The following is a 25,781-nucleotide window of genomic DNA, read 5'->3' as shown; positions in this document are numbered from 1 at the left end:
TCAATTATGTGAGGGGCATTTTTTTATTCTAATATGTTTTTTAGTGTATCGATATGTTCTTTTGAGCCTGTTACAAGTAATGTGTCACCGTGTTGTAGTCTTGTATCACCATGCGGGATTAATGCTTTGTTCCCACGATAAATTTGAATGACTAGTACATCACCTAGAAACGGAAGGCGACGAAGTGCAACGCCATTATATTTATTGCTTCGTAGTTCAACTTCACGGACTGTTTCGTTTGCTGTTGTAATTAAGCGAACGAGACTCGGTTTATCAATTAGCGCACGTAATAGAATACGTGTAGAGTTAATGGTTGAGAATACGGCGATATGTTCTTGTGTTGCTTTTTCTTGTAGAAGCGGATCTTCTACACTTGCAATAACATGTTCAACACCTAGTTCTTTTGCATGTTCTGCTAATAGTAAGTTTTGTTCATCATCACTTGTTGCAACAACAACGCGGTCTGCATGAAATGCTGTTTGTTCGGTTAATGATGCAATTGTGATGTCATCTAATTTCACAATAGGGAAGTCGTGCGATTTCGCTTCCTCATCATTTATTTTATTTTGACGCATCATATATAGTGTTACGTCATAATCTTCTCGTTTTAAATCAAGTGATAACGGAAGGGTAATTCTGCTCGCACCAATAATTGAAACTTTTGGTTTTGGTGTTTCCACTTTTGGGAACATCTTTTTAAATAATATAGGTGCGAAAATACAAGTAATAACTGCGCTTAAAATAAGGGAGGCAGATAAACTTGGACTAATGATTCCTAGTTTTTCACCAATTTGTGCAGCTGCAATAACTAAAGAAAGTGTCGATGTTAATAAGATGGCACTCCCCAGTACGATATTACGTGGATACCATTTTCGTAAAACAAGTGATGGTAACAGTTTTGAGATAAAGAGTCCTACAATTAGAATTGGAATCATTAGCATACTAGAAGGCTCTTTAAAAATAGACCAAACCTCTAAATTTACACCAACCATTACGAAGAAAATAGGAATGAAGAAACCGTATCCGATAGAATCCAGTTTTTCAACCATATCTTCATTTGGTGATAATAATGATACGAGTACACCTGCTAAGAAGGCGCCTAAAATATTTTCAGCTCCAACGGATTCAGATAACCCAACTAATATTAAGATGAGTGCAAAAACAGCTCGTGTATCAATTTGTACACTCCCAGCTTTTAAGCTATCCAAGTATGGAATGTTTTTAAAACGTTTTGCAACGAAGTAAATAACAATACCAGCGCCGAATAGAAGAAGAAGAAGCCACATGCTTTGGCCGCTTTCGGAATTTAATCCGACGAATACAGCGAGTAAAATCATTGTAACTAAATCCGCAATAACAGCGACTAATAAAATGATTTGCCCAATTGCTGTTTTTCCTAAGTTATTCTCTTTTAATGTTGGTACGACAACACCTAAAGAGATTGTTGAAATGATTAAAGTCATAAACATTGCATTATCTACAAATCCTAGCCATACAAATAGTAGTGATAGGGCATAAGATAAGATGAAAATAAATAAGAAGATAATACTTGCTGCTTGGAATGTGTTGGGTTCGTTTGTCGTGTTCTTTTTCCCTTTTTGTTTAAAGATAGAAAAATCAATTTCTAAACCGCTTAAAAACATAAGAAAGATAAATCCTAGTGTCGATAAGACTTGAAGCCACATATCTGGCTCAATAATATTAAACCCACTTTTACCTACAAAGATTCCTGCGATGATTTCTGCAACAACGACAGGAAGTGCTTTTAATTTAAAGCGTTGTAACAAAAGGGGAACGAAAAACGCGATTGCAACGACAACCATAAGTGATAGAACAGAAGTGTGATGTTCCATTGCGTTCTCTCCCTTCAAATAAATATAGTACTTATTTAGCCATATAATAGGTAGAAAAGCAACGCATATGGATTCGATTTCATAAAGAAAGAGTTTTCTTAACATTTGTCATAATAAGTATATTTTTCATGATTCTGTTGTTAATTCCGTAATGTGGATGTAATAGGGGAGGGAATAAAAAAAGACTGCTGAGGAATCTCAGCAGTCTTTTTCATGTACATTACATTGAGAAGAAGATCCATACAGTTAAACCAACTGTTGCAGTTGCAACGAAGAAACTGTAAATCATAGTAAGAACTTGAACTCTTCCTTCTCCTTCTTTTAAATGCATGAACATAATTAATTGTAACAACGCTTGCGCAACAGCCATTATGATAATGGTAGTTAAGATCGTTGATAGTGGCAGGTTTGTATAAAGTGCCACGTATAACGCTAGAAACGTTAGTGCAAGCGATAAAATAAATCCGAAAACGTGTGACCAAGGGAATCCGCTATGCGCATGCCCGTTTGCTTGATTGTTATTTTGACCCATTTACGCCACCATCCCGTTCAAGTAAACTAGTGTGTAAATAAAGACCCAAACTAAATCAAGGAAATGCCAGTATAAGCTGATAATGAATACTTTACGAGCTGTAACTGGTGTTAAACCTCGTTTTAAAATTTGGATAATAACACAAATTGCCCAAATGATACCGCCTGTTACGTGGGCTCCGTGTGTTCCAAGAAGAACGAAGAATCCAGATAGGAAAGCACTTGTTTGAATTGTTGCGCCTTCACCAATATACATAATAAACTCTTCAATCTCGAAGAATAGGAAGCCTGCACCTAAAAGTAATGTAAGGACGAACCATCCAAGCATTGCTTTTTGGTTGTGCTTACGCATTTCGTGAATTACGATACCACATGTGAAACTACTTGTTAAAAGTAATAATGTTTGAATTAAAAGCGTTTTAAGTTCAAACAGTTGTGCTGGTGTTGGGCCATCTGCCGTACGACCAGCAAGTACTAGATAAGAGGCGAAAAGTGTTGCGAACAGCATAATTTCAGCCCCAAGAAAAATCCAGAATCCTAGGATATTCAATCTGCTTTGTTCGGATTGATATTCCAAAGGTAAGCTTTTATCTAAAGCCGCCATATCATTTCACCTCTCATGCTACATGTTCTGATTTTTTAATTTCATCAACACTAATATAGTAACCTTCATCGTAATCGAATGAACGATAGATTAAGCAAGCTAAAATACCAATGCCGCCGATTGCTGCAAGCCAGAACCAGCTAAATACTAATGCGAAACCTGCAAGACCGAAGAATCCAGACGCAATAATAGGCACACCAGAGTTACTTGGCATGTGAATTGGTTTAATGTCTTCTGCTGCTGGTGTAACTGTTTCTCCGCGTTTTTTCATGTACCAGAAAGCATCAGCTTCTTTGATTTCAGGAAGTTTCGCGAAGTTGTAATGTTGTACAGGAGATTGAGTTGCCCATTCAAGTGTACGGCCGTCCCATGGATCTCCAGTTGTGTCACGTTCACCGTGACGAGCACTCCAAATTACGTTGTAGCAAAGAAGTAGGAAGCCGATACCCATCATTACCGCACCAACAGATGCGATTTGGTTTAGCCATCCCCATCCAAGACTTTCAGAGTAAGTGTACATACGACGAGTCATACCGTCTAAACCTAAGAAGTACATTGGGAAGAAACAGATGTTGAATCCGCTCATAAAGATCCAGAATGTCCATTTACCTAGGCGTTCATTTAACATATGACCAGTCATTTTTGGATACCAGAATGTGAATCCAGCAAGCATAGCGAATACTGTACCTGCGATTAATACGTAGTGGAAGTGAGCGATTAGGAAGTAGCTGTTATGGTACTGATAATCAGCTGCTGCCATACCAAGCATAACCCCTGTAACCCCACCGACTACGAAGTTTGGAATAAATGCCAATGACCAAAGCATTGGAACTGTAAAACGAATACGTCCTTTATACAGTGTAAACAACCAGTTAAAGATCTTAACCCCGGTTGGAATCGAAATCGCCATTGTCGAAATCGAGAAGAATGAGTTAACCGCTGGACCTGCACCCATCGTGAAGAAGTGGTGAAGCCATACGACGAAACTTAGTAAAGAAATTGCAACCATTGAGTATACCATCGCACTGTAACCGAATAGACGTTTACGTGAGAATGTACTAATGATTTCAGAGAAAATACCGAATGCCGGTAAAATAACGATATATACTTCAGGGTGACCCCATACCCAGAATAGGTTGGCCCATAACATTGGCATACCGCCGCTCGCCATCGTAAAGAAGTGAGCATCGAATAGACGGTCAAATGTCATTAATGCAAGAGCAACTGTTAATACTGGGAAAGCGAAAATAATGATAATCGTTGTAATTAAGATTGACCAAGTAAACATTGGCATTCTCATTAAAGTCATACCAGGTGTACGCATTTTTAAGATAGTAACAAGGAAGTTAATACCTGTCATTAACGTACCGAGACCTGAAATCTGTAATGCAATTGCGTAGTAGTTATTTCCTACACCAGAAGTAAACTCTGTACCTGCCATTGGGAAGTAAGAAGTCCACCCAGCGTCTGGAGAACCACCGATTACGAAAGCGATGTTGAATAACATTGCTCCGACAAAGAATAACCAGAAACTTAAAGCATTTAAGAACGGATATGCAACGTCACGAGCACCAATTTGTAATGGTACTACAAGGTTCATTAATCCCATAACAAATGGCATCGCCATGAAAAGAATCATAACTGTACCATGTGTTGTGAAGATTCCGTTATAGTGTTCAGCGTTTAAATAAGTTGTTTCAGGGAATGTTAACTGTGCACGGATCATTAAACCGTCCATACCACCACGGAATAACATAATAACCGCAGAGATAATATACATGGCCCCAATCTTTTTATGGTCAACAGTTGTTAACCATTCGTCCCAAAGCCATTTCCATTTTTTATACTTAGTTAGTACGAAAATGATTGCTAATGTCACAAGAACGATAGAAGCGTCTGCACCGTAAATAATCGGGTCACCTGTGACAAAGAATTCATCAAGCTTCACTGTGTTCACTCCAATCTGTTGGAATTATAGCTATTATTTTTTGTTTTTGTAGTAGTTGTAATCACAATATTCAAGTGATTTTGGATCTACATAACTTAAGTGATGGCTAGAGAATGTCATACGACCAACTACACCAGGTTTAACAATTTCGTTGTACTTATCTTCTGTTAGTTTAGGAGCAGTTTGTTGTACTTCTTTAACCCACTTGTCATATTTCTCTTTAGTTTTCGCTTCAACTTCGAACTCCATGTGAGTAAATCCTTCACCAGAGAAGTTCGCGCTACGACCTAGGTAAGAACCTGGCTTATCAGCTTGTAAATAAAGGTCCATAATCATGCCATCCATTGTGTACTTCATACCACCAAGTTCTGGTACCCAGAAAGCATTCATTGGGCCGACAGAAGTCAGTTTGAATTGAATTGGTACACCAGCTGGGATGTTTAAATAGTTAACGGTTTCAATTTTTTCCTCTGGGTAACTGAATAACCATTTCCAGTTTGCAGATGTAACATAAATCTCCACTGGTTTAATATGTTTGGACTCTTTCGGAACCTCTTCCGAAGCATAAGTTGCTTTTACTGTTGGAATCGATAATGCGATAACGATAATAACAGGAACAAGCGTCCAAATGATTTCTAATAATGTGTTACCGTGTTGTTCAGGTGGCTCATAGTCCATATTCTCTGGTTTTTCACGATAACGAATCAAGATGACTGTAAACAAGATGAATACAATTGCGATAATTAATGACATAAGCAAGAATGACCAAACAATTAAATCATACTGTGCTTTTGCAACAGGTCCTTGCGGATTTAATACTGCGAGTTTTTTATCACAGCCACCGAGGAACAGAAGTAATGATAACGGAAGAAGCGAAGCCAACTTCCAAAACGCTTTCTTTAGTTGCACGATTGAAAATCTCCTTTCTCCTTGGATTGAAACTATGCCAATAAAACAATATAAACCTATTAATTTATAGAAGGCAATAGTTTTTGAGATATTGTTAAAAAATAGACACAAATGCACACTTTTTAAGGTGAATATCATTTGTAACTTGATTACATTGTAAACTATTTTCCAGAGAAAAATGCGATTGTGAAAATTTTAAGATAAATAAAGTTATACCAGGATACCCAAGAAATAGAAAAAAGCTATCTTATCATAAGGAAGATAGCTGAATATTTCGTATATTTAGTTTATTTCTTGTGAAATAGTCTGTTGTTGTTCAAATGTGACAATTTTTTTATATTTCACTTGATACAAAATGTAACAAATGACCATAAATGGAATACCGCAATAAAGAGCAATTCTCTGATCTGGAATGAAAGCTAAACTAACAAATGTAATGAAATTGAGTGAGAACGCTACGATTGGAACGAGCGGATAAAGTGGTGTGCGATATTTTAAATCATTTATGTCACCACCGTTTTTCACGAAGTTTCTACGGAAGAAAAACTGTGAAGCCGCAATTGACATCCAAACGACAACAGCAGCCATTGCTGCGATAGATGTTAAAACTAAAAAGACAGTATCTGCTGCAAATATACTTGTTAATAGGGATAGACTTGCAAAGATTAGACTGAAAATCAATGCGTTTAGTGGTACGCCTTTTTTCGTTAACTTCGTAAATGCTGGACTTGCCATTCCTTGTTTTGCCATCGCCCAAAGCATACGTGAATTTGCGTATAGACCAGAATTGGCTACGGATAATACAGCTGTAATAATAACAAAGTTCATAATGTCTGCTGCATATGGAATACCAGCTACATCAAATACAAGTACAAATGGACTTTCGACTAGATTAGCCTCTTGCCACGGGAGTAAACCTACAACAACTGATATTGCTAGGACGAAGAAGAATAGCGTTCGCCAAATGGTATTTTTGATTGCTTTTGGAATTGTTTTTTCAGGATTCTCACTTTCTCCTGAAGCAATTCCGATTAATTCTGTTCCTTGGAAAGAATAATTCACTGTAATCATCGTAAGAAGAACAGCCAGTGCACCGTTTGGAAATAATCCGCCATTTTCAGTGAAATTGTGAAGCATTGGAGCTGGTTTTCCGTTAAAGTCTAGTAGACCGAACATAACTGCACCACCGAGTACGATGAAAATAACGATGGTTGCGACTTTTACACTAGCGAACCAAAATTCTGCTTCTGCATATGCTTTTGCTGATAGAGCGTTTACAAGAAAGAGTGCTGCCGCAAATGTAACACACCAAATCCACGAAGAAACATCTGGAAACCAGCGTTTCATTAAAATACTTACAGTTGTTAACTCTACTCCAACTGTAACAGCCCAATTTAACCAATACATCCAACCGACAACAAAACCAAAACCAGGTGAAATAAATTTGCTTGCATAGCTTTGGAATGAACCTGCTTCTGGCATAGCAACAGATAATTCACCAAGACATAACATCGTTAAATACATAACAAATCCACCGACTAAAAATGCAAGAATAGCACCACCAGGGCCGGCGTTATGGACGATTTGACCTGATCCCATAAATAGGCCCGTTCCAATTACTCCACCAAGTGCAATCATAAATAGGTGTCTACTTTTCATTGTTCGTTTTAAATCTGTTTGTTCTACTTGTTGATTCATATGCCCCTCACCCCGTTATTTTTGTATGTATGAACTGATTTTCATTCCGAGTTTTTAATCATTAGTGGGGGATGTGACACATACTCGGTTTATTTATTATGAAATGAATGGAGTATGTAAAAATGTGAACTATGACTAAATACTCTAAGAATGTTTTTGTTAATAAGGTGATATCTTCACCATGTTAATTATTTTGATTTTAGCAAAAATATTCAGAAAAGTATATTGTTTTTTCTTTTTATTAAAAATAATTAGAATTTTCTTTATAGAAAAAGTGTGAACAATGATTCACAGAATCTTTCTAGCAAACTAGTAAGAAGCAAGGTACAATGATAGCAGGTATATCTGTAAAATAATAATTAATGGAGTTTTGTTTAAAATGAAAAAGTTAAAATATCTTTTTGTTTTTGGAATTATATTTGCTGCAGCGTTTTTTATAGGGAAAGATAAGATTATACAAAAGGCACAAGTGCTACGCTTAGATTTTCTATCTGAAATGAAAGAAGCGGCTATGATTGAAAATGTTCCGTTTATAAAGCAGTTACCAGAATTGCCTCGTGGATGTGAAGTGACAAGCTTAGCTATGTTGCTACAATATAAAGGTGTACAAGTAGATAAGATGCAACTTGCTAGTGAAATTCATCGAGTTCCATTTGAACAAGATGGTTTGCGTGGAAATCCTTATGAGGGATTTGTTGGAAATATTTATACAAAAGCTGAACCAGGATATGGTGTGTACAATAAACCAATCTTTAATTTAGCGGAAAAATATGTTTCTGAAAAAGTAATTAATCTAACAGATAGAGACGTGAATGATCTATATAAGGTAATTAGTTCTGGTTCTCCAGTATGGGTTATTATTAATACAACGTTTAAGCCGCTAGCTGAAAGTAGATTTGAAACATGGAATACAAGCTCTGGTGAAGTGAAAATTACATATTTTGAGCATAGTGTAGTAGTAGTTGGATACGATCAAAACTTTGTATATGTAAATGATCCTCTAAAAAATAATCCGCGTTTTGCTGTTCCGCGAGCAGAGTTTGAGCAAGCGTGGGAGCAAATGGGGAAACAAGCAATTACTATTTTATAATAATGAGAAAGCCATCTTTTTTGATGGCTTTTTATTTTTAAATAATTATAGCGGAAAATTCAGAAGATTCTTTTAAAAGTTAACAATTCACGTTATAATAACATTTAACTTGGTGAAGAAGGGGAGAAGAGAAATGGATGTTGCAAAAGAACTTGTTTTGTCAAAGGATCAGTTGGTTGAGTGGAGAAGGCATTTTCATAAGTATCCAGAGTTATCTTTTCAAGAAGAAAAAACATCGCAGTTTGTATTCGACATACTTCGGAAAATCCCATGTTTAGAGGTGTCAAGACCTACGAAATATAGTGTAATGGCAAGGTTGATTGGAAAGCAGCCTGGTAAAATAGTTGCGGTTCGAGCTGACATGGATGCCCTACCTATTCATGAAGAGAATGAGTTTGACTTTATTTCTACATATCCGGGTGTAATGCATGCATGTGGCCATGATGGACATATAGCGATATTACTTGGAGTTGTACATAAGTTAGTAGAAGCAAGAGAGAAGATTAAAGGGGAGATTCGTTTTCTATTCCAACATGCTGAAGAAAACTTTCCTGGTGGTGCAGAGGAAATGGTTGCAGCGGGTGTAATGGAAGGGGTCGATTATATTATTGGTGCTCACCTTTGGGCATCGTTAGAGGTTGGAAAAGTAGGTGTAATTTATGGTCCCGCAATGGCTGCTCCAGATGTTTTTAAAATTATAATAGAAGGAAAAGGTGGACATGCTGGAATCCCTCATGAAACAGTTGATAGTATTGCAATTGGTACACAAGTGGTTTCGCAACTTCAGCAAATTGTCTCTCGCCTCACGAATCCGTTAGATTCTCTTGTAGTATCTGTTACGCAATTTCACGCTGGGACAACTCATAATGTGATTCCAGAGCAAGCGGAGATTGAAGGGACAGTGCGGAGTTTAAGACATGAGTTGCGAGAAGAAACAGAGAAAAGAATTGAACAGATTGTAAAGCATGTGACGGAAGCTTACGGAGCGAAATATACGTTTTCTTATGAATATGGATATCGTCCCGTCGTAAATGATTATAAAGTTACAGAGATTATTGAGCAAACAGCATTACAGCTTTATGGAAGAGAACGAGTTACTCGTTTACAGCCGACGATGGCTGGAGAAGATTTTTCAGCGTTTTTACAAAAAGCACCAGGGACATTCTTTTTTATCGGAGCAGGAAATAAAGAGAAAGGAATTATATATCCTCACCATCACCCTCGTTTTACGATTGATGAAGATGCATTACCAATTGGCGTGCAAGTCTTTGTATCATCAATTATGAATTTCATAAGTAAAGGAGAATGAGATGAAGAAAATACACGTATTAGCGCTTATTCCAGTTTTTTGTTTAGTTGTTGGCCCCGTATTTGCTAATTCAGTTACTCCTTACATATTAGGGATGCCATTTTTATTATTTTGGATATTATTATCAGTGCTTATTACATCTCTTTGTATGGGGATTGTATACGTATTTGATCCTGCTAATAAGGAGGATGTAAAATGACCGCATTACTTATCATTATTTTATTTTTGTTTCTCGCACTATTTTTAGGAATTCGGGCACAACATGGAAAAGATATGAATTTAGAGCAATGGTCAGTTGGAGGAAGAGGATTTGGCACTATTTTTGTTTTTCTTCTTATGGCAGGTGAAATTTATACGACATTCACATTTTTAGGCGGAAGTGGCTGGGCGTATAGTAAAGGAGCACCTACTTTTTATATTTTAGGTTATGGTGCATTAGCTTATATTTTATCTTATTTTTTATTACCACCAGTTTGGAAGTATGCAAAAGAGCACAATCTAGTTTCACAGCCAGATTTTTTTGTGAAGAAATATAAGAGTCAGGCACTGGGCCTTATCGTTTCTATCATTGGGGTTATTTCGATTATCCCATACCTTGTTTTACAGTTAAAAGGATTAGGAATTATCGTTTCGGAAGCGTCTTACGGAAGGGTATCACCAGTTATCGCAGTGTGGATTGGCGCAATTGTTATAACGATATATGTAATGGTTTCAGGTATACACGGCTCTGCTTGGACGGCCGCTTTGAAGGATATTATGATCCTGTTTATCGTTATGTTTTTAGGTATATATTTACCGTACCATTATTACGGAGGATTTCAGCCGATGTTTGAAGCTGTAGAAGCAGCAAAACCAGGATTTTTATCTTTACCTGATGAAGGAATGAGCATTTCTTGGTTTGTTTCTACTATTGTATTAACAGCTCTCGGTTTCTATATGTGGCCCCATACATTCGCCTCTGCTTTCTCTGCAAAAAATGAAAAAGTATTTCGTAAAAATGCGGCCATTATGCCACTGTATTCTTTAGTTTTACTTTTCGTGTTCTTTGCAGGGTTTGCAGCTATTTTGCAAGTTCCTGGATTAAAGGGAGGGGATGTAGACCTTTCGTTATTCCGTCTGGCTCTTCAAACTTTTGATCCTTGGTTTATTGGGATTATTGGTAGTGCAGGAGTTTTAACGGCATTAGTTCCAGGTTCTATGCTTGTCATGGCTGCTTCTACATTATTAGCGAAAAATATTTACCGAACAATGGTCCCATCTGCTTCGGATCGACAAGTGGCAAAAACAGCGAAATTATTTGTTCCTGTAGTAACACTTGTAGCTGTTTTGTTTACTTTTAAAGGTGGAGAAACGATAGGAGCACTTCTTTTAATGGGATATAGTATAGTGACACAACTTTTCCCGGCACTTGTATGTAGTTTGTTTCCACGTCAGACTATTACGAAGCAAGGAGCAATTGCCGGGATGGGGATTGGGTTATTAGTGGTTGCGTATATTACTTTATCTGGTTCAACTATAGCTACGATGTTTCCGGGTTTCCCTCAATATATAAAAGATTTAAATGTAGGTATAGTCGCGCTGTTAATGAATATGATTGTGATGTTTATCGTTAGCGGATTCACGAAAAATGTATCTATAAAGAAAGACAATATAATAGTAGAAAAGTAATTCGTATGCTAGAGCTATCTTTGAAAAGAGATAGCTCTTTTTTTGTATATATTTTCTTCTATTAGCGGAATCTAACTAAAAACTTGTTGAAAAGGAAGTTAGGTGGGGGATTTGTTAGAGCTAAAAGGTAACTTATTTGAAATTATGAAAGAAATTAGAGATGAGTTAGGTTCGCCTAATGATTTGACAATTAGGGAAGTTGCCCTTGCTGGTAGTTTTACACGTTGTGCTGTTGTCTTTTTATGTGGGTTAACAGATAAGGATAACGTTTATAAATATGTAGTTCGTACGCTTCAATATGAAGAGATACAAAAAGACGAAGCTGTTGTTCAAACATTATTAGATCGCTTTATTTCTATTGCAGAAGTTGGTAAGAAGACAACATTTCCGGATATTATAAATGCGATTTTAGCGGGAGATACAGTTATATTAATTGATAATATTCAAACTGCTATCGTGATTAATAGTAGAGCTTGGGAAAAAAGAAGTTTAGAACCGCCAGTAACAGAAGATTTAATACGTGGACCGAGGATAGGATTAAATGAAGATATTAACGTGAATAAAATGTTAATTCGCCGTAGTTTACGTGACCCAAAGCTGAGATTTCAATCTTATATTATGGGAAAGAGATCCCAAAAAGAAGTGACTTTAGTATATATAGAAGACATTATTAATCCTTACATTGTAAAAGAGCTAGATCGGCGTCTTCAATCCATAGTGACAGATGTCGTTTTTGAGACGGGTACAATTGAGCAATTAATTCAAGATAATAATTTGTCGCCGTTTCCGCAGTTTTTGAATACGGAAAGACCTGATAATATTGTGGCCTCATTAGCGAAAGGAAAGGCAGCTATTTTGGTGGATGGATCCCCGTTTGCGCTTATAGCTCCGCTAGTATTTGTCGATATTTTTCAATCTGTGGAAGATCATTATGAGCGTTGGGTAATAGGAACTTTATTAAGAATTTTGCGGATGGGTTCTGGTATAGTTGCAATTTTAATGCCGGCGATGTATGTAGCGCTCGTCTCATATCACCAAGGACTTATTCCTTCTAAATTGGCTTATTCGATTGCTGGAGCAAGAGAAGGTGTTCCGTTTCCTGCCTATATTGAAACGTTAATGATGGCATTAACGATGGAGTTAATACGAGAAGCAGGAATTAGGTTGCCGAAACCGATGGGACAAACAATTGGGATTGTAGGTGGTCTTGTAATTGGAGAGGCAGCGGTGAATGCAGGAATTGTAAATCCATTTTTAGTTATCATTATTGCGGTTACAGCTATTGCTACATTTTCACTTCCAGTGTATAGCATTACAATTACGTTTCGGATTTTACTTTTCGTCTTTGTATTAGCAGCAACGGCTTTTGGGTTGTATGGAATCATTCTAGCTCTTATTGCGCTTGCTGTTCATATTACAAATTTAACAAGTGTTGGTGTACCGTATACAACTCCAATTGCTCCTGCATTTTATAAAGATTGGAAAGAAGAGTTTATTCGCATGCCAAAATCAATGCTGAAAGAGAGACCTGAATATTTACAAACAAAAGATTCTACAGTACGTCCAAAGGAGCGAGAATAATTGAAACCATTTGAGTATGGCGATGAAGAAATTGGATCTCGGGAAATTGGGTTTGCGGTATCATCGACCATTATTGGTATAGGCGCATTATCTATGCCAAGGGATATTGCAAACCAAACATTATTTTCAGATGGTTGGATTATTTTGCTTTTGGGTGGATTAATATGTGCAGTTTTAGGTTGGTTTGTAACGAGGGTAGCTATTTTATTCCCGAAACAAAACTTTGTTCAATATACAAGTGCGCATTTGACAAAGCCTGTTGCGTACACGATTAGTAGCATTTTAGTATTAACGTTTGCTGCTTTGACAGCATATGAATCGCGAATGATTTCAATTATTTCTCAAACGTATTTATTTAGTGAGACACCGATACAACTGCTGTCTTTTTTCTTCTTACTAGTTGTTATTTACGGAATTGCAGGTTCAAGAGCGGCCTTATTAAGGTTAAATGTTCTATTTTTACCTATTGTTTTAATTGCGATAGTACTTCTTTCTTTATTGAATATAAATTTAATGGAAATAAATAATTTACTACCAGCTTTTCAAACGAAAGTGAGTCAATATGCTGTTGGAGTTAAAAATTCTATTTTTACGTTTATTGGGTTTGAAGTAGCTTTGTTTTATGCTGTTTTGTTAAACGATAAGACGGCGAAAAAAGCACCGATGGCAGTTGCAAAAGCTGTGATGGTAAACGTGTTGTCATACATTTTAATTTATGTAACTTGTATTAGTGTTTTTACGTATATGACAACACGTGGGTTGACATATCCGACAATTGAATTAGGGAAAGAAATTGAAATTGGTGGAGGATTTTTAGAAAGGTTCGATGCAATTTTTTTTACGACTTGGATTATTACTATTTATAACACTACAGCAATGTATTATGACGTCGCATCTTTATTATTTTGTGCCATGTTTCCGAAAGTGAAGAAACATATTTTTATTTTCGGAAGCGCGCCTCTGATTTTTATGCTGAATATGCTCCCTGGTAATTTAAATACGTTATCAAGTTACGGAACGTATTTAGCGTGGATAGATATGGGATTTGTCGTATTAGCTCCTTTGCTAGTTTTTATTGTATATAAAATAAAAAGAAGGAATGGTAGAAATGAAACACCTTCTTAAAATTATAATGCTTATGGTTTTAGTTGGATCTATAAGTGGGTGCTCTGAACTAGAAGAAATAGAAGAAAGAGGATTTGTAGTAGGCGCAGCTTACGATATTGTGAAGAAAAAGAAATCAAATCCGATTATGAAAGGGACGTATCAGATGGTACTTCCCAGTAAGTTAGCACAACAAAGTGGACAGGGCGATGGAGATAGTGAAAATTATATTAACGTAAGTGCGAAAGCAGATAGCGTCTTTGAGCAAATAAGAATAATTGCTAAAAAAATTAGTCGAACATTATTTTTTCCGCATATACAAGTCATTATTTTTTCGGATGAATTACTAGCAAATCCGTATGTTTTGCAAAATACGTTAGATGTATATTTTCGTGACCATGAAATGAGAAGAAATATTCGTTTGTTCGTTTCCAAGAAAAATGCAGAATCTATTTTAAAACAGAGTGCAAAACCTGAAAACTTACCGGCGCAGTACATTGATATGTTAGCTGAACATCCTCCGAAAAACGCTCAAATGATTGAGGCGGCGAGAATTGGTGAAGTACAAGGGAAAATGATTGCAGATCGAAGTTTTGCATTACCTCTCTTAGGGTTAACTAAACAAGGCGTACAAATGGAAGGAGCGGCATTGATCCGTGGAAAGGATAATAAGTGCGTTGGAACTTTGAGTGGAGAACAAACATTAGGAATGAACTATGTAATAGGTAAGAAAATTGGAGGTTTCTTTACTGTTCGTAAAAAGAATCAGCTCATTACATATGAAATTCATAAGTTGCGCCGAAAGATCCAAGTGTCTACTGAAAATGCTACAAAACCGAAGTTTGATATTCATTTGTCCACAGAAGGCATATTAGCTGAGTTACATTTTAATGAACCGAAACAAGTGATGAATGAAAAGCTTTTAAAGAAAGAAATTTCAAAGGAAATGAAGAAGCGTATTGAAAAGTCTATACAGCTTGTTCAAAAAAAATATAAGGTAGATGTATTGGAATTAGGAGAGGTATATAAGAGGCATAATTATAAAGAGTGGAAGAAAGTTAGTAAGAATTGGGATCAAGGCCAGAATTATTTTAGTAATGCTGAAATTAATGTTCACGTTGATCCAACAATTGAACATTCAGGTTCAGCGTTACCAAAGAAAGTGAAGTAAGGTGATGGAAGGTGTTTACTGGATTAGGGATTAGTTGCACAATATTAATGGCAGTTCTTCCGGGAGCTATATACTACATTCATAAAAAAATTACAACGTATGGAGCGCAGCCTTGGAATAATGAGGTGCAAAAAAAGAAACCTGAATAATTTCAGGTTTCTTTCGCACAAAGCATATGTGAAGGGGGATACCTTCTATGTATGCTTTGTTTTTATACAAGCCCTAACCAATGTACCAATTGTGTAGAGAGGAATGTCACAACAATAGCGATAACGGTAGGGATTGCAAACGATAAGAATGTCCATTTTGCACTTTTTGTTTCTTTATATATGTTAACCAGTGTCGTTCCGCATGGGAAATGAAGAAGTGAGAACAACATTGTGTTTAACGCCGTTAACCAAGTCCAACCATTTTCTAAGAATAGATTTTTAATTTGATTAAAATCATCTATTTCAGTTAAAGCTCCGGTTGATAAGTAAGACATTAATAAAATCGGGATAACAATTTCGTTCGCTGGTAGTCCAAGAATGAAAGCAGCTAGAATAAAGCCGTCAAGTCCTAACATTTTAGCAAATGGATCTAGGAAGTTTACAAAATACATAAGTAGACTTGTGTCACCGATGAAAATATTAGCAAGTAACCAAGTTAATGCAGCCGCAGGGGCAGCTACAACTACAGCTCGTTTTAAAACATAAACTGATTTATCGAGTGTTGCACGCACAATTGTATTCCAAACCTTTGGCTTACGGTACGGCGGTAACTCAAGTGTGTAGTGGGTTGGAACGCCTTTTAAAGCTGTTTTGGATAGTACCCAAGAAACAGTTAATGTCATAACGATACCAATTACAACCATTCCAACTACAACGCCGGCAGTAACAAGTGTTTGCATACTACCTGTATAACCAGCAGCCATAAATAATGAGGCCATTAAAATTAACATAGGCCAGCGACCGTTACAAGGAACGAAGTTGTTTGTTAAGATTGCAAGCATACGTTCACGTGGTGATTCAATAATACGTGTTGACATAATGGCTGCTGCATTACAACCAAAGCCCATTGCCATTGTTAAAGATTGTTTACCGTGTGCACCAGAGCGTTTGAATAAGCGGTCCATATTAAACGCAACGCGTGGTAAGTATCCGTAGTTTTCTAATAGTGCAAACATAGGGAAAAAGATGGCCATAGGTGGTAACATAACGCTAATAACAGCACCGATACCACGGAATAAACCAAGTATTAAAATGCCATGTAACCATTCAGGTGCGTGTGCTGCTTGGAACCAAGATGTTAAATATCCTTCGGCCCATCCGAAAAACTCAGCAATCATATCAGATGGTACGTTAGCCCCTGCAATTGTAAGATAAAAAATGATAGATAAAATACCGAGCATAATTGGGAATCCCCATATTGGAGATGTGAAAATTTTATCTAGTTTTTCAGAACGATACAATTTATCCGTATTTGTATATTGAACAGATTCTTTACAGATGCTTGCAGATGTACGGTAAATATCTCCGACAATATCATCTCGTATATCTTCTTTTGATAGTGCTTGTGCATGTTGAATAATATAGTCTAATGGAAGAGCTTTACTGGCTGAGTGAGATTCCATTGATTACGACCTCCCTTACAAGTGGTTCGTTATGATGTTTTTCAAGTGCAGTTAAGAAATTTTTATCTCCATCTAATATACGTAATGCAATCCAACGTGCTGGATACGTATCACCGAATACTTTATAAATTTGTGGTTCTAATTCTCGAATCATATTTTCGATTTTTTCACTATAAGTAACTTTAATTGGTGCTGGAATTAGCTTTTTATTTGCTACTTTAGCAATGACATTTAGTAAATGACCGATGCCTACTCGGTTACGAGCGGAAATCTTAACTACAGGTACACCAAGTGATTTTGCTAATTTTTTTTCATCGATAACGATGCCTTTTTTCTCAGCTTCATCAATTAAGTTAATACAAATGACTACGTTACTCGTCATTTCCATCACTTGAAGTGCTAAATTTAAATTTCTTTCCATTGCTGTTGCATCTACAACAACTACAGTTACTTCTGGTTTTTCAAATATAATATAATCCCTTGCTACTTCTTCATCCGCAGAATTTGAATATAGTGAGTAAGTCCCAGGTAAATCTATTAATGTATATTTACTACCGTTATGTTCATATTCTCCTTCAGCTTTTAAAACAGTTTTTCCCGTCCAGTTTCCAGTATGTTGTTTTAAACCTGTTAAAGTATTAAATAATGTACTTTTCCCGGTATTTGGGTTGCCAGCTAAAGCAATGCGATGTTTGCTCATCTGAAATCATCTCCTATTAATACCCCGAAAATAAGGGAACTTTCTTCCTTGCGTAGTGCGATAGTTGTGTTGCTTACTTGATAAGCGACCGGATCTCCAAGTGGGCTGCGTTGTAATACTTTAATTGTTGCGCCTGGGATAAATCCTAAATCTAATAAGCGTCGTTTCATAGTTCCTTCTAATTGTATCTTCTCAATTTGTACAAACTCTCCAGTCTTAAATTCGGAAAGTGGTTTTATATTAGCCGATACCATAAAAGTTACCTCATCTCTATATTGTTAGTTTAAGTTTAAAAAGTTTCCTTAGGTAAACTTTTTGTTAGTAATATAGTAGACTACATTGGATGATGCTGTCAATTGGTACTTTAAAAATATTCATTTATTTTTAGAATTGTTCCAATTTATTTAGTTGTACTAAAAAATATTACTGAAATTCTGTGTAATGTACATAAATTAGGCGCGTAAAAGTAACAAAATACAACGGAATTGTAAATGTAACTTTAACTAAAAGGAAAAAAGAGTGAAAAATATTTACATTGAATTTACATTGTTAAGAATAAATTTACATTGCAGCCTAATTAGTGTGGATTTTGTTGGGTTCTTCAACTATAAATGTTGGGATTCCTAGTTTTTAAGGGGTATTATCGTCATTTACTTAAAATTAAAAATTGCTTAACACTCACATAATATTATTGTCCTACAATGAATTTGTGTTCGAAAGAAGTAGATAAATGTGAAAAGTGATAATCCAAATGGGGGTACAAGACATGGTCATGAAAAAGGGTATTAAATTTTCTTTAGCAGCTTTAGTGGTAGCGGGTTCATTAGTGGGATGTGGAAAAGCAGAAGAGACATCAGGCAAAGACGCTAAAGGAAGCGATAATGCAAAACAAGAATTGTCAGGTACGATAGCAGCTGCAGGCTCTACAGCACTTCAACCTCTTGCAGAGGAAGCTGGAAAGAAATTTATGGAGAAAAATTCAAACGTTTCTATTCAAGTGCAAGGTGGCGGTAGTGGAACTGGAATTAACCAAGTAGCTTCTGGTGCGGTCCAAATTGGTAACTCAGATGTTCCATCTGCAGATAAAATAAAAGATGCTGATAAGGCGAAAGAATTAGTAGATAACAAGGTAGCGGGTATTGCATTCGCACTTGTCGTAAATAAAGATGTAAAAGTTGATAATTTAACAGTACAACAAGTACAAGATATCTTCACTGGAAAAGTAACAAACTGGAAAGAGGTAGGCGGGAAAGATGAGAAAATCAACGTAATTAACCGTCCAGCTTCTTCTGGTACACGTGCTACATTTGAAAAAACAATTATGAAAGATGCGAAAATTAATGACGGAACTGGTACTACACAAGATTCTAACGGTGCAGTAGAGCAAGCGATTAATTCTACTCCAGGTTCAGTAAGTTATTTAGCAATGTCTTACATGGTTGGCGAGAAAAAAGGTGCGCTACAAACAGTGAAAATTGATGGTGCTGAACCAAAAGTTGAAAACATTGCGTCTGGTAAATATCCATTCTGGTCTTACGAGTACATGGTAACGAAAGGTGAAGCGAAAGAAGCAACAAAAGCTTACATTGACTATGTAAAAGGTAAAGATTTTGAAAAGCAAGTAGAAGATATGGGTTATATTCCAATGTCTAAATTAAATAAGTAATAAAATTTATGGGGCTGGCTGCAAGGCCAGTCCTGTTCATTTCAATTTATGAAGTGGGGTCTGTCCTGTGATGAAGGGGAAAAAACAAATTAATTACGTGAAAAGTGAATATATAGGAAGATCACTTGTTACGTTTTGTGGTATTTTTATTGTTTTAGTTACATTAGCTATTATTGCGTTTATTTGCGGTAAAGGAATTCAATCTTTTACGCAAAGTGGTATCTCGTTTACTGAGATGTTAACATCGACAAAATGGAGTCCAAATGCTGATGAGGGAACTTTTGGGGCTGTAATTTTTATTGTAGGTTCAACGGTGGTTTCGTTAGGTGCGGTTATTATTAGTGCACCAATTGCTATAGCTCTTGCTATATTCATGAATTTAATTTCGCCGAAGTTTGGAAATAAAGTATTGAAGCCTGTTTTAGAATTATTAGTTGGTATTCCTTCGGTTGTATACGGATTATTAGGGGTTACAATTTTAGTACCGCTATTACGTGATTCGTTTGGAGGAGTGGGCTTTAGTTTAATTGCAGGTATTGTTGTATTAAGTATAATGATTTTGCCTACTATTGCTAGTATCGCTTCTGATGCAATACGCTCTGTTCCATTTGATTATTTAGAAGCTTCTTATGGTTTAGGATCAACGAAATGGCAAGCGATTAGCCGAGTGATTGTTCCTGCTGCGAAAAAGGGGATTTTAACAGGTATTGTTTTAGGTTTAGCGCGTGCTTTTGGTGAAGCATTAGCGGTTCAAATGGTAATTGGGAATACGGTTAAATTACCAGAAGGAATATATAGCCCGACAGCAACGTTAACTGGTATTTTGACAATGGACATGACAAATACATTAAACGGAACTGCTTGGAACAATGCGCTATGGACTTTAGCAATGATTTTACTTGTTATTTCATTCCTGTTTATTTTAGTAATTCGAGCAATTGGGCAAAGAGGTGAGCGATAATAATGAATGCAAGAACGGTAAATAAAGTTTGGACAGGTATCTTTTATGCGGTTGCGGCTTTAGTTGTAGCTTTACTAGTGTTCTTAGTGTTTGAGATTTTACAAAAGGGATGGGGTTTTTGGGATCCTAATTTCTTGTTTGGAGAACCAAGCAATACAAGAGCTGGTGGTGGGATTGGTCCGCAGTTATTCAATTCATTCTATATGCTTGTTATAACGCTTATTATATCTATTCCACTTGGATTAGGCGCTGGAATATATTTAGCAGAGTATGCAAAACAAGGACGTTTTTTAAACTTTGTTCGTTTATGTATCGAGACAATGGCATCTTTACCTTCTATTGTTGTTGGTTTATTCGGTTTGTTAGTGTTCGTTACAATGACAGGATGGGGATACACAGTAATGGGTGGTGCCCTTGCTTTAACAATTTTAAACTTGCCAGGTTTAACTCGTGTTTGTGAAAATGCGATTTCAGAGGTTCCTTCTAATGTGAAAGAGGCGAGTCTTGGATTAGGTGCAACAAAGTGGCAAACGATCACTCGTATTATTATCCCGTCGTCATTACCGCAAATTATTACAGGTGTTATTTTAGCGGCAGGTCGTATATTTGGTGAAGCAGCGGCATTAATTTATACAGCGGGTTTAACATCTCCAATTTTAAATTCAGCAGCGGACTTCTCAAGTCCTGCTCATCCTTTAAATCCATTTAGACCAGCTGAAACGTTAGCGGTTCACATTTGGAAGTTAAATTCTGAAGGGATTATCCCAGATGCGAAGTTAATTGCGACAAAATCTGCAGCTGTATTAATTATTATGGTATTACTATTCAATGTTATTTCACGATTAGTAGCATCTATATTGCACAAACGTTTTACAGGAGCGAAAAGAAAAAGTAAAACGACGAAGAAGGTAAAAGCAGCATAAATGATAAAGAGGAACTCTCTATTTATAAGTAGGGAGTTCCTTTTGCGTTTTAGTATAGAAGGAATGGAAGTAACGGGAATTGAATTATATAGATGAACAGGTGCAAATGAAGGGGTGGAGGAATTGTTTTTTCTGCAAATGTCAGGATTTCCTGGATCGGGAAAATCGACAGTTTCTAAGTATATAGCGAAGTTAACAGGTGCTGTAATTGTAGATCATGACGTTTTGAAATCGGCATTGTTACAATCATTAGAAATGAAAGGGATTGAATCGACGGTTGTTGGAGGAGTATCATACGATGTTGAATGGGCATTGATTGATTCGTATTTAGAACAAGGACATAGTGTGATATTGGATAGTCCATGTCTATATGAAGGGATGGTTGAAAAGGGAATTAAGCTGTCTAATAAACATGGTGTGAAATATAAATATATTGAGTGTTATCTGAATGATATGGAAGAGATTAATATGAGACTACAAACACGTAAGCGTATGGTCAGTCAGGTTGGACGAGTGGATTCCGAAGTAGCTTTTAAAAAGTGGTTAGATGGTAGTAAAAGACCTTTACATAGTGAATATCTTATTGTGGATTCTAGTGAACCGCTAGAGCGGTATGTGGAAAAAATGATGGATTATATGAGTAGGTAGAGAAAAAGCGTTATCTTCATTCGTGAAGATAACGCTTTTTCGTTTAAATATCAGGTGTTTCTGTAGAAGTATTTATTTTTCTACGAGAGCGTCTTTTTCTTCCGATTTTATCTAATAGTTCATACATTACAGGAACGACTACTAATGTAAGGACAGTTGAGACTGCTAAACCGCCGATGACAACGACTGCCAAACTTTTCGATACCATACTTCCTGCTTGTGATTGACCAAATAGGAGTGGTAGCATAGCGACGATTGTTGTAATAGCTGTCATAATAATTGGGCGTAATCTAGTGGAACCTGCTTCAAGTAAGGCCTCTCTCGTTTCCATACCGTGTTCTCGGTTTTGTTGTACTCTTTCTATTAATACGATAGCGTTTGTAACGACAATCCCGATTAACATTAATGCGCCGATCAAGGAATTTACATCAACTGGTGTTCCTGAAATGATTAATCCTAAAATACCGCCGACAGCAGCTAATGGCAAGGAGAACAAGATTGCAAAAGGAGCACGTGCCTGCCCAAAGGTAATAACCATAATTAAATATACAATCCCGATTGCAATCCCCATAATCTTGAATAAATCTGTGAAGTTCTCTTGCATAGATTCAGTGGCGCCTGCGATATTTACTTTGGCTCCGTTAGGTAAATCTAAGTCGGCTATCGCTTTGTTCACTTCTGTGCTTACCTTACTTAAATCTTCATTTGAAGCTTCTGCGGTAATTTGGATCGTTTCTTTTCCATCTTTATGGAAAACTTCTGTTTGAAGTTGCTTTTCTGAAATAGTTGCAATGTCTTTTAAAGGAATTGGTCCATTAATAGGTGATAGTATGTTTGTGTTTAAAATGTCTTCTTGTTTAGTAATACTTTCTTTTTTATGTTCTATCATAATAGTAGTTTTTTCGTTATTAATTGAAACTTCACCAATAGGTGATTTCTTCATAAGGAATGCCACTTGTTGAGCTGCTAATTCTGGTGTTAATCCTAGTTGTTCGGCCTTTGTTTGATCAACATGGATTTGCCATTCTTTCTTAGAGTCTTCTAAATTCGTTTTTACTTTAGAAAGATCATCCATATCTTTTAGTTTTGTTTCGACGATAGTAGCAGCCTCTTTTAAATTCGTTTCGTTAGTGGCTGTTACGTTGAATTGCAAATTATTGCCGCTGCCAGAGCTTGAATAACTCATTTTTATATAATCAAGTTCCGCGGGTTCAAAAGTTTTATGTTCTTTCTTTAACTCTTTAATATACTGATCAATATCAGAACCTTTTTTAAAGACTACCAATATACTTGCGAGATTATTTTTCGTCGTTTGCCCCCATTGTGCATCTTCTGCGCTAGATCCCATTCGTAAAATAACATCCGTTACATCTGAATTAGAAAGTAGTTTCTTTTCGAAATCAAAAGCTTTTTGTTTTTGGGTTTCAGGAGCGTAATCAGCCGGAAAAGTCATATTAATAGATAACATTGTGTCGTCTTCAGATTTTATATTCGCTTTCGGTAGTAATACATAGGCAGCAATCGATCCTGCGAATAATAAAAAAGAAGTAAGTAGAATAATGAATTTATGCGAAAGAGCCCACTTTAATGTAGCCACATATCGTGGTGAAGAACTTGGCTTTTTGTGTTTTGTTTTTTTGAGTAGTAAAAAAGCCATAAGTGGAACAACTGTTAGTGCAACGATTAAGGATGATAGTATAGAATATACGACTGCTAATACCATAGGTAACATTAATTTTCCGATTACTCCTGATACGAGGCCAATAGGTAAAAAAACAGCGACCGTTGTTAAAGTAGAAGAAGTAATTGCGACGGCGACCTCTTTCGTTGCATCGAGAATAATATCTTTAGAGAAAGATTCTTTTTGTAAACGTCGGAAAATATTCTCAATGACAACGATGCTATCATCGACGAGACGTCCAACTGCAACGGCTAAACCACCAAGTGTTAGAGTGTTAAGTGTGATGTTAGATTGGTGTAGTAAAAAGAGTGTTAATAAAATAGATAATGGAATACTGACAACAGCAATGAGTGTCGTTCGGAAGTTACGTAAAAAGATTAAGATAATTAGAGTTGCCGCAAGTGCTCCAAGGATTACTTCTTTTCCCATACTAGTAACAGCATTTTCAACTTGCTCATGAGTTGATGCTAAAAGTTTAATAGAAAACTGATCTTTATATTGTTTACTTATATCTTTAATTTTTTTATCAATTTCTTTTCCGGTTGCAACTGCATTTTTACTTGGCTCTTTCATGATGATTAATCCAGTGCCTTCTTCGCCGTTTATATGTGAGATTGTATCGTAGTGTTGTTTAAGTTCAATTCGAGAAACATCTTGTAATTTAACTTGAGGTGCAACAGTGATGTTTTTAATGTCATCTACATTTTTTATATCCCCGATGACACGAAGGTTATATTCTTCTTTATTAACGGTAACAGCTCCAGCTGGAGTGGAAGTTTCTTTTCCTTGTAAAACTTTTAATATTTGTTCCGTTGTTACGTTTTTATCTTTTAATTGGTTTGGGTCTAGTATAATAGATAATTCGGAAGTTGATTTTCCAAAAAACATAACGTTGGCAACGCCATCAATGCTTTCGAGTTGTGGTACGATTTCCTTTTCGATTTGTTTTTCATCTGCTTTTGAAAATCCGTTTTGTTTTTGGATTGCAATTTGAGCGAGTGGAATCATAGAAGTATTTAATTGGCTAACTATCGGTTTCGTTGCATCTTTAGGTAATTTAATTGTATTAATGGCCTTTTCAACTTCACGTGTGGCATCTTTCATATTTGCTTTGGATGTATACGCGATATCGATGCGTGATAATCCTTCGTGAGTAGAAGAGGTGATGTTGTCAATGTGTTCTAAGTTGCGAAATTGTTTTTCAAGGGGGTCGGTTACTTCTTTTGTCATTGCTTCGGCGTCGAGTCCTGGAGATAAGGTTGTGACGGTGACTGCGGGATTATCGATGCTAGGTAAAAATTCCATAGGTAATTTAGAGCCGGAATAAACACCGAGTATGGAAATGAGAAAAACCATGATGATAACAGCGGCGCGGTTTTTTAATGAAAACTTTGTTAACTTATCCATAAAGTAATTCCTCCATTGGGTTATTTATAGTTGAGTACGTCCTTTCTTACTATATAACAAAAAATGGATATTTTTCATTAATTAAATGTAAAAAAATTCTAACAATAATCTTAAGTTGATGTTTCGTTGGAATTTCGTTATCTATCCCGCCGTTGGTCGGACGATAAAATTCTCACCTCGAATTCGGTTGGGGTAGAGCTATCTGCCAACAACCGGTTCTTTCAATTAGTAATGATTTGTGTGGAGGGACAAAAAATCAACATGTGCGCATTATTAGGAAGTGGCGAAGCTATTTTCTTTTTAAATGTGGACTTTAATGTAGAAGAGAATGAAAAGGTGATAGGGATTATGAAAGGCAGTTTGGTTAATTAGAGTGTATTGGTATACAATCAAAATACTTATTTTCAGTAGAGAGAATAAAAGGTTTTACTATAGAAGAAAGTAGGATAGATATTTTTTTTATTTTTTATAAAAAACACTTGTTATTTAAAAACCATGATGGTATATTAATAAACGTCGCTGATGCGGAAACGTAGAAAACGACAAAAAAGAAATTTTAAAACTTAGTTGACATCGAAAAATGAAGATGTTAATATGATGAAGTCGCTTCTGAAGCGATGGACAAGTTCTTTGAAAACTGAACGAAACAAACAACGTGAAACGTCAATTTTTATTTTAGATGCTAGACAAACTAACTTTATTGGAGAGTTTGATCCT

General features: G+C 36.2%; 22 protein-coding genes. 12 read left to right on the top strand and 10 right to left on the bottom strand.

All coding sequences use genetic code 11. The annotated features are described in order from the left end of the window. Positions 1-23: 23 nt before the first annotated feature. The 6 genes from FH036_RS19475 to FH036_RS19450 all read right to left on the bottom strand — a co-directional run bounded on the left by FH036_RS19475 (position 24) and on the right by FH036_RS19450 (position 7,543). On the bottom strand, positions 24-1,853 hold the full coding sequence (locus tag FH036_RS19475) for a monovalent cation:proton antiporter family protein (protein ID WP_029437498.1): 1,830 nt from the start codon (positions 1,851-1,853) through the stop codon (positions 24-26). Positions 1,854-2,073: 220 nt separating this feature from the next. Then, positions 2,074-2,385: a cytochrome aa3 quinol oxidase subunit IV gene (gene qoxD / locus FH036_RS19470; protein WP_000531380.1), complete on the bottom strand. Its 312-nt coding sequence runs from the start codon at positions 2,383-2,385 to the stop codon at positions 2,074-2,076. Continuing rightward, complete coding sequence (gene qoxC / locus FH036_RS19465; RefSeq protein ID WP_000729317.1) at positions 2,386-2,988, bottom strand: cytochrome aa3 quinol oxidase subunit III; 603 nt, start codon at positions 2,986-2,988, stop codon at positions 2,386-2,388. It lies immediately after the preceding gene. A 13-nt stretch (positions 2,989-3,001) separates the two neighbouring features. Continuing rightward, a complete protein-coding gene (gene qoxB / locus FH036_RS19460; RefSeq protein ID WP_000762372.1) occupies positions 3,002-4,936 on the bottom strand; it encodes a cytochrome aa3 quinol oxidase subunit I in 1,935 nt (644 codons plus the stop codon). A gap of 33 nt (positions 4,937-4,969) precedes the next feature. Continuing rightward, positions 4,970-5,845, bottom strand: coding sequence for a cytochrome aa3 quinol oxidase subunit II (locus tag FH036_RS19455; protein WP_001176167.1), 876 nt, complete (start codon positions 5,843-5,845; stop codon positions 4,970-4,972). Between the two features lie 282 nt (positions 5,846-6,127). Beyond that, positions 6,128-7,543, bottom strand: coding sequence for an amino acid permease (locus FH036_RS19450; RefSeq protein WP_001076071.1), 1,416 nt, complete (start codon positions 7,541-7,543; stop codon positions 6,128-6,130). A 379-nt stretch (positions 7,544-7,922) separates the two neighbouring features. Between FH036_RS19450 and FH036_RS19445 the strand changes: the two genes are divergently transcribed. From FH036_RS19445 to FH036_RS27190, 8 genes are all read left to right on the top strand, one after another. Beyond that, positions 7,923-8,633, top strand: coding sequence for a C39 family peptidase (locus FH036_RS19445; protein ID WP_000734469.1), 711 nt, complete (start codon positions 7,923-7,925; stop codon positions 8,631-8,633). A gap of 133 nt (positions 8,634-8,766) precedes the next feature. Further along, entirely contained in the window at positions 8,767-9,942 is a 1,176-nt protein-coding gene (locus FH036_RS19440) for an amidohydrolase (protein WP_000382098.1), read from the top strand. A gap of 1 nt (position 9,943) precedes the next feature. Beyond that, positions 9,944-10,141 (top strand): DUF3311 domain-containing protein, encoded by a 198-nt coding sequence (locus FH036_RS19435; RefSeq protein ID WP_000719856.1) that lies wholly within the window; start codon positions 9,944-9,946, stop codon positions 10,139-10,141. Beyond that, positions 10,138-11,610, top strand: a complete 1,473-nt coding sequence (locus FH036_RS19430) for a sodium:solute symporter family protein (protein ID WP_000125916.1) — start codon at positions 10,138-10,140, stop codon at positions 11,608-11,610. The genes FH036_RS19435 and FH036_RS19430 overlap by 4 nt, the downstream gene beginning before the upstream one ends. 102 nt (positions 11,611-11,712) lie before the next feature. Next, positions 11,713-13,191: a spore germination protein GerLA gene (gene gerLA / locus FH036_RS19425; RefSeq protein WP_130983617.1), complete on the top strand. Its 1,479-nt coding sequence runs from the start codon at positions 11,713-11,715 to the stop codon at positions 13,189-13,191. Then, positions 13,192-14,316 carry a spore germination protein GerLB gene (gene gerLB, locus FH036_RS19420; RefSeq protein WP_000802002.1) on the top strand — a complete coding sequence of 375 codons (1,125 nt, stop codon included), beginning with the start codon at positions 13,192-13,194 and terminating at the stop codon, positions 14,314-14,316. It begins immediately after the preceding gene. Then, positions 14,300-15,466 carry a spore germination protein GerLC gene (gene gerLC / locus FH036_RS19415; protein WP_000681625.1) on the top strand — a complete coding sequence of 389 codons (1,167 nt, stop codon included), beginning with the start codon at positions 14,300-14,302 and terminating at the stop codon, positions 15,464-15,466. The genes gerLB and gerLC overlap by 17 nt, the downstream gene beginning before the upstream one ends. Before the next feature lie 11 nt (positions 15,467-15,477). Then, positions 15,478-15,615: a hypothetical protein gene (locus FH036_RS27190; protein WP_000493993.1), complete on the top strand. Its 138-nt coding sequence runs from the start codon at positions 15,478-15,480 to the stop codon at positions 15,613-15,615. Between the two features lie 62 nt (positions 15,616-15,677). Here the strand turns inward: FH036_RS27190 and FH036_RS19410 are convergent, their stop codons facing one another. From FH036_RS19410 to FH036_RS19400, 3 genes are read right to left on the bottom strand one after another with little or no spacing between them, the layout of a single operon-like run. After that, positions 15,678-17,078 carry a nucleoside recognition domain-containing protein gene (locus FH036_RS19410; protein WP_000443586.1) on the bottom strand — a complete coding sequence of 467 codons (1,401 nt, stop codon included), beginning with the start codon at positions 17,076-17,078 and terminating at the stop codon, positions 15,678-15,680. Next, the gene (locus tag FH036_RS19405) at positions 17,056-17,778 is read right to left on the bottom strand and encodes a FeoB small GTPase domain-containing protein (protein ID WP_000033860.1); all 723 of its coding nucleotides are present in this window, start codon (positions 17,776-17,778) and stop codon (positions 17,056-17,058) included. Before FH036_RS19405 ends, FH036_RS19410 begins: the two co-directional genes overlap by 23 nt. Beyond that, complete coding sequence (locus tag FH036_RS19400; RefSeq protein WP_000252984.1) at positions 17,775-18,032, bottom strand: FeoA family protein; 258 nt, start codon at positions 18,030-18,032, stop codon at positions 17,775-17,777. Before FH036_RS19400 ends, FH036_RS19405 begins: the two co-directional genes overlap by 4 nt. Before the next feature lie 512 nt (positions 18,033-18,544). Here FH036_RS19400 and FH036_RS19395 point away from each other — a divergent pair. The 4 genes from FH036_RS19395 to FH036_RS19380 all read left to right on the top strand — a co-directional run bounded on the left by FH036_RS19395 (position 18,545) and on the right by FH036_RS19380 (position 21,976). Further along, positions 18,545-19,444: a phosphate ABC transporter substrate-binding protein PstS gene (locus FH036_RS19395; protein WP_000245119.1), complete on the top strand. Its 900-nt coding sequence runs from the start codon at positions 18,545-18,547 to the stop codon at positions 19,442-19,444. Positions 19,445-19,514: 70 nt separating this feature from the next. Beyond that, positions 19,515-20,405 carry a phosphate ABC transporter permease subunit PstC gene (gene pstC, locus FH036_RS19390; protein ID WP_000676680.1) on the top strand — a complete coding sequence of 297 codons (891 nt, stop codon included), beginning with the start codon at positions 19,515-19,517 and terminating at the stop codon, positions 20,403-20,405. 2 nt (positions 20,406-20,407) lie between these two features. After that, entirely contained in the window at positions 20,408-21,328 is a 921-nt protein-coding gene (pstA, locus tag FH036_RS19385; protein ID WP_000994142.1) for a phosphate ABC transporter permease PstA, read from the top strand. A gap of 123 nt (positions 21,329-21,451) precedes the next feature. Then, positions 21,452-21,976, top strand: a complete 525-nt coding sequence (locus FH036_RS19380; RefSeq protein ID WP_044791303.1) for a P-loop nucleotide/nucleoside kinase family protein — start codon at positions 21,452-21,454, stop codon at positions 21,974-21,976. Positions 21,977-22,019: 43 nt separating this feature from the next. Here FH036_RS19380 and FH036_RS19375 read toward each other — a convergent pair whose 3' ends face one another. After that, entirely contained in the window at positions 22,020-25,064 is a 3,045-nt protein-coding gene (locus FH036_RS19375) for an efflux RND transporter permease subunit (protein ID WP_138322466.1), read from the bottom strand. Between the last annotated feature and the right edge of the window lie 717 nt (positions 25,065-25,781).

The sequence above is a fragment of the Bacillus sp. CD3-5 genome (assembly GCF_006349665.1).
GTDB classification, from domain to species: Bacteria; Bacillota; Bacilli; order Bacillales; family Bacillaceae_G; genus Bacillus_A; species Bacillus_A paranthracis.
This window is presented reverse-complemented; position numbering and strand designations above follow the sequence as displayed.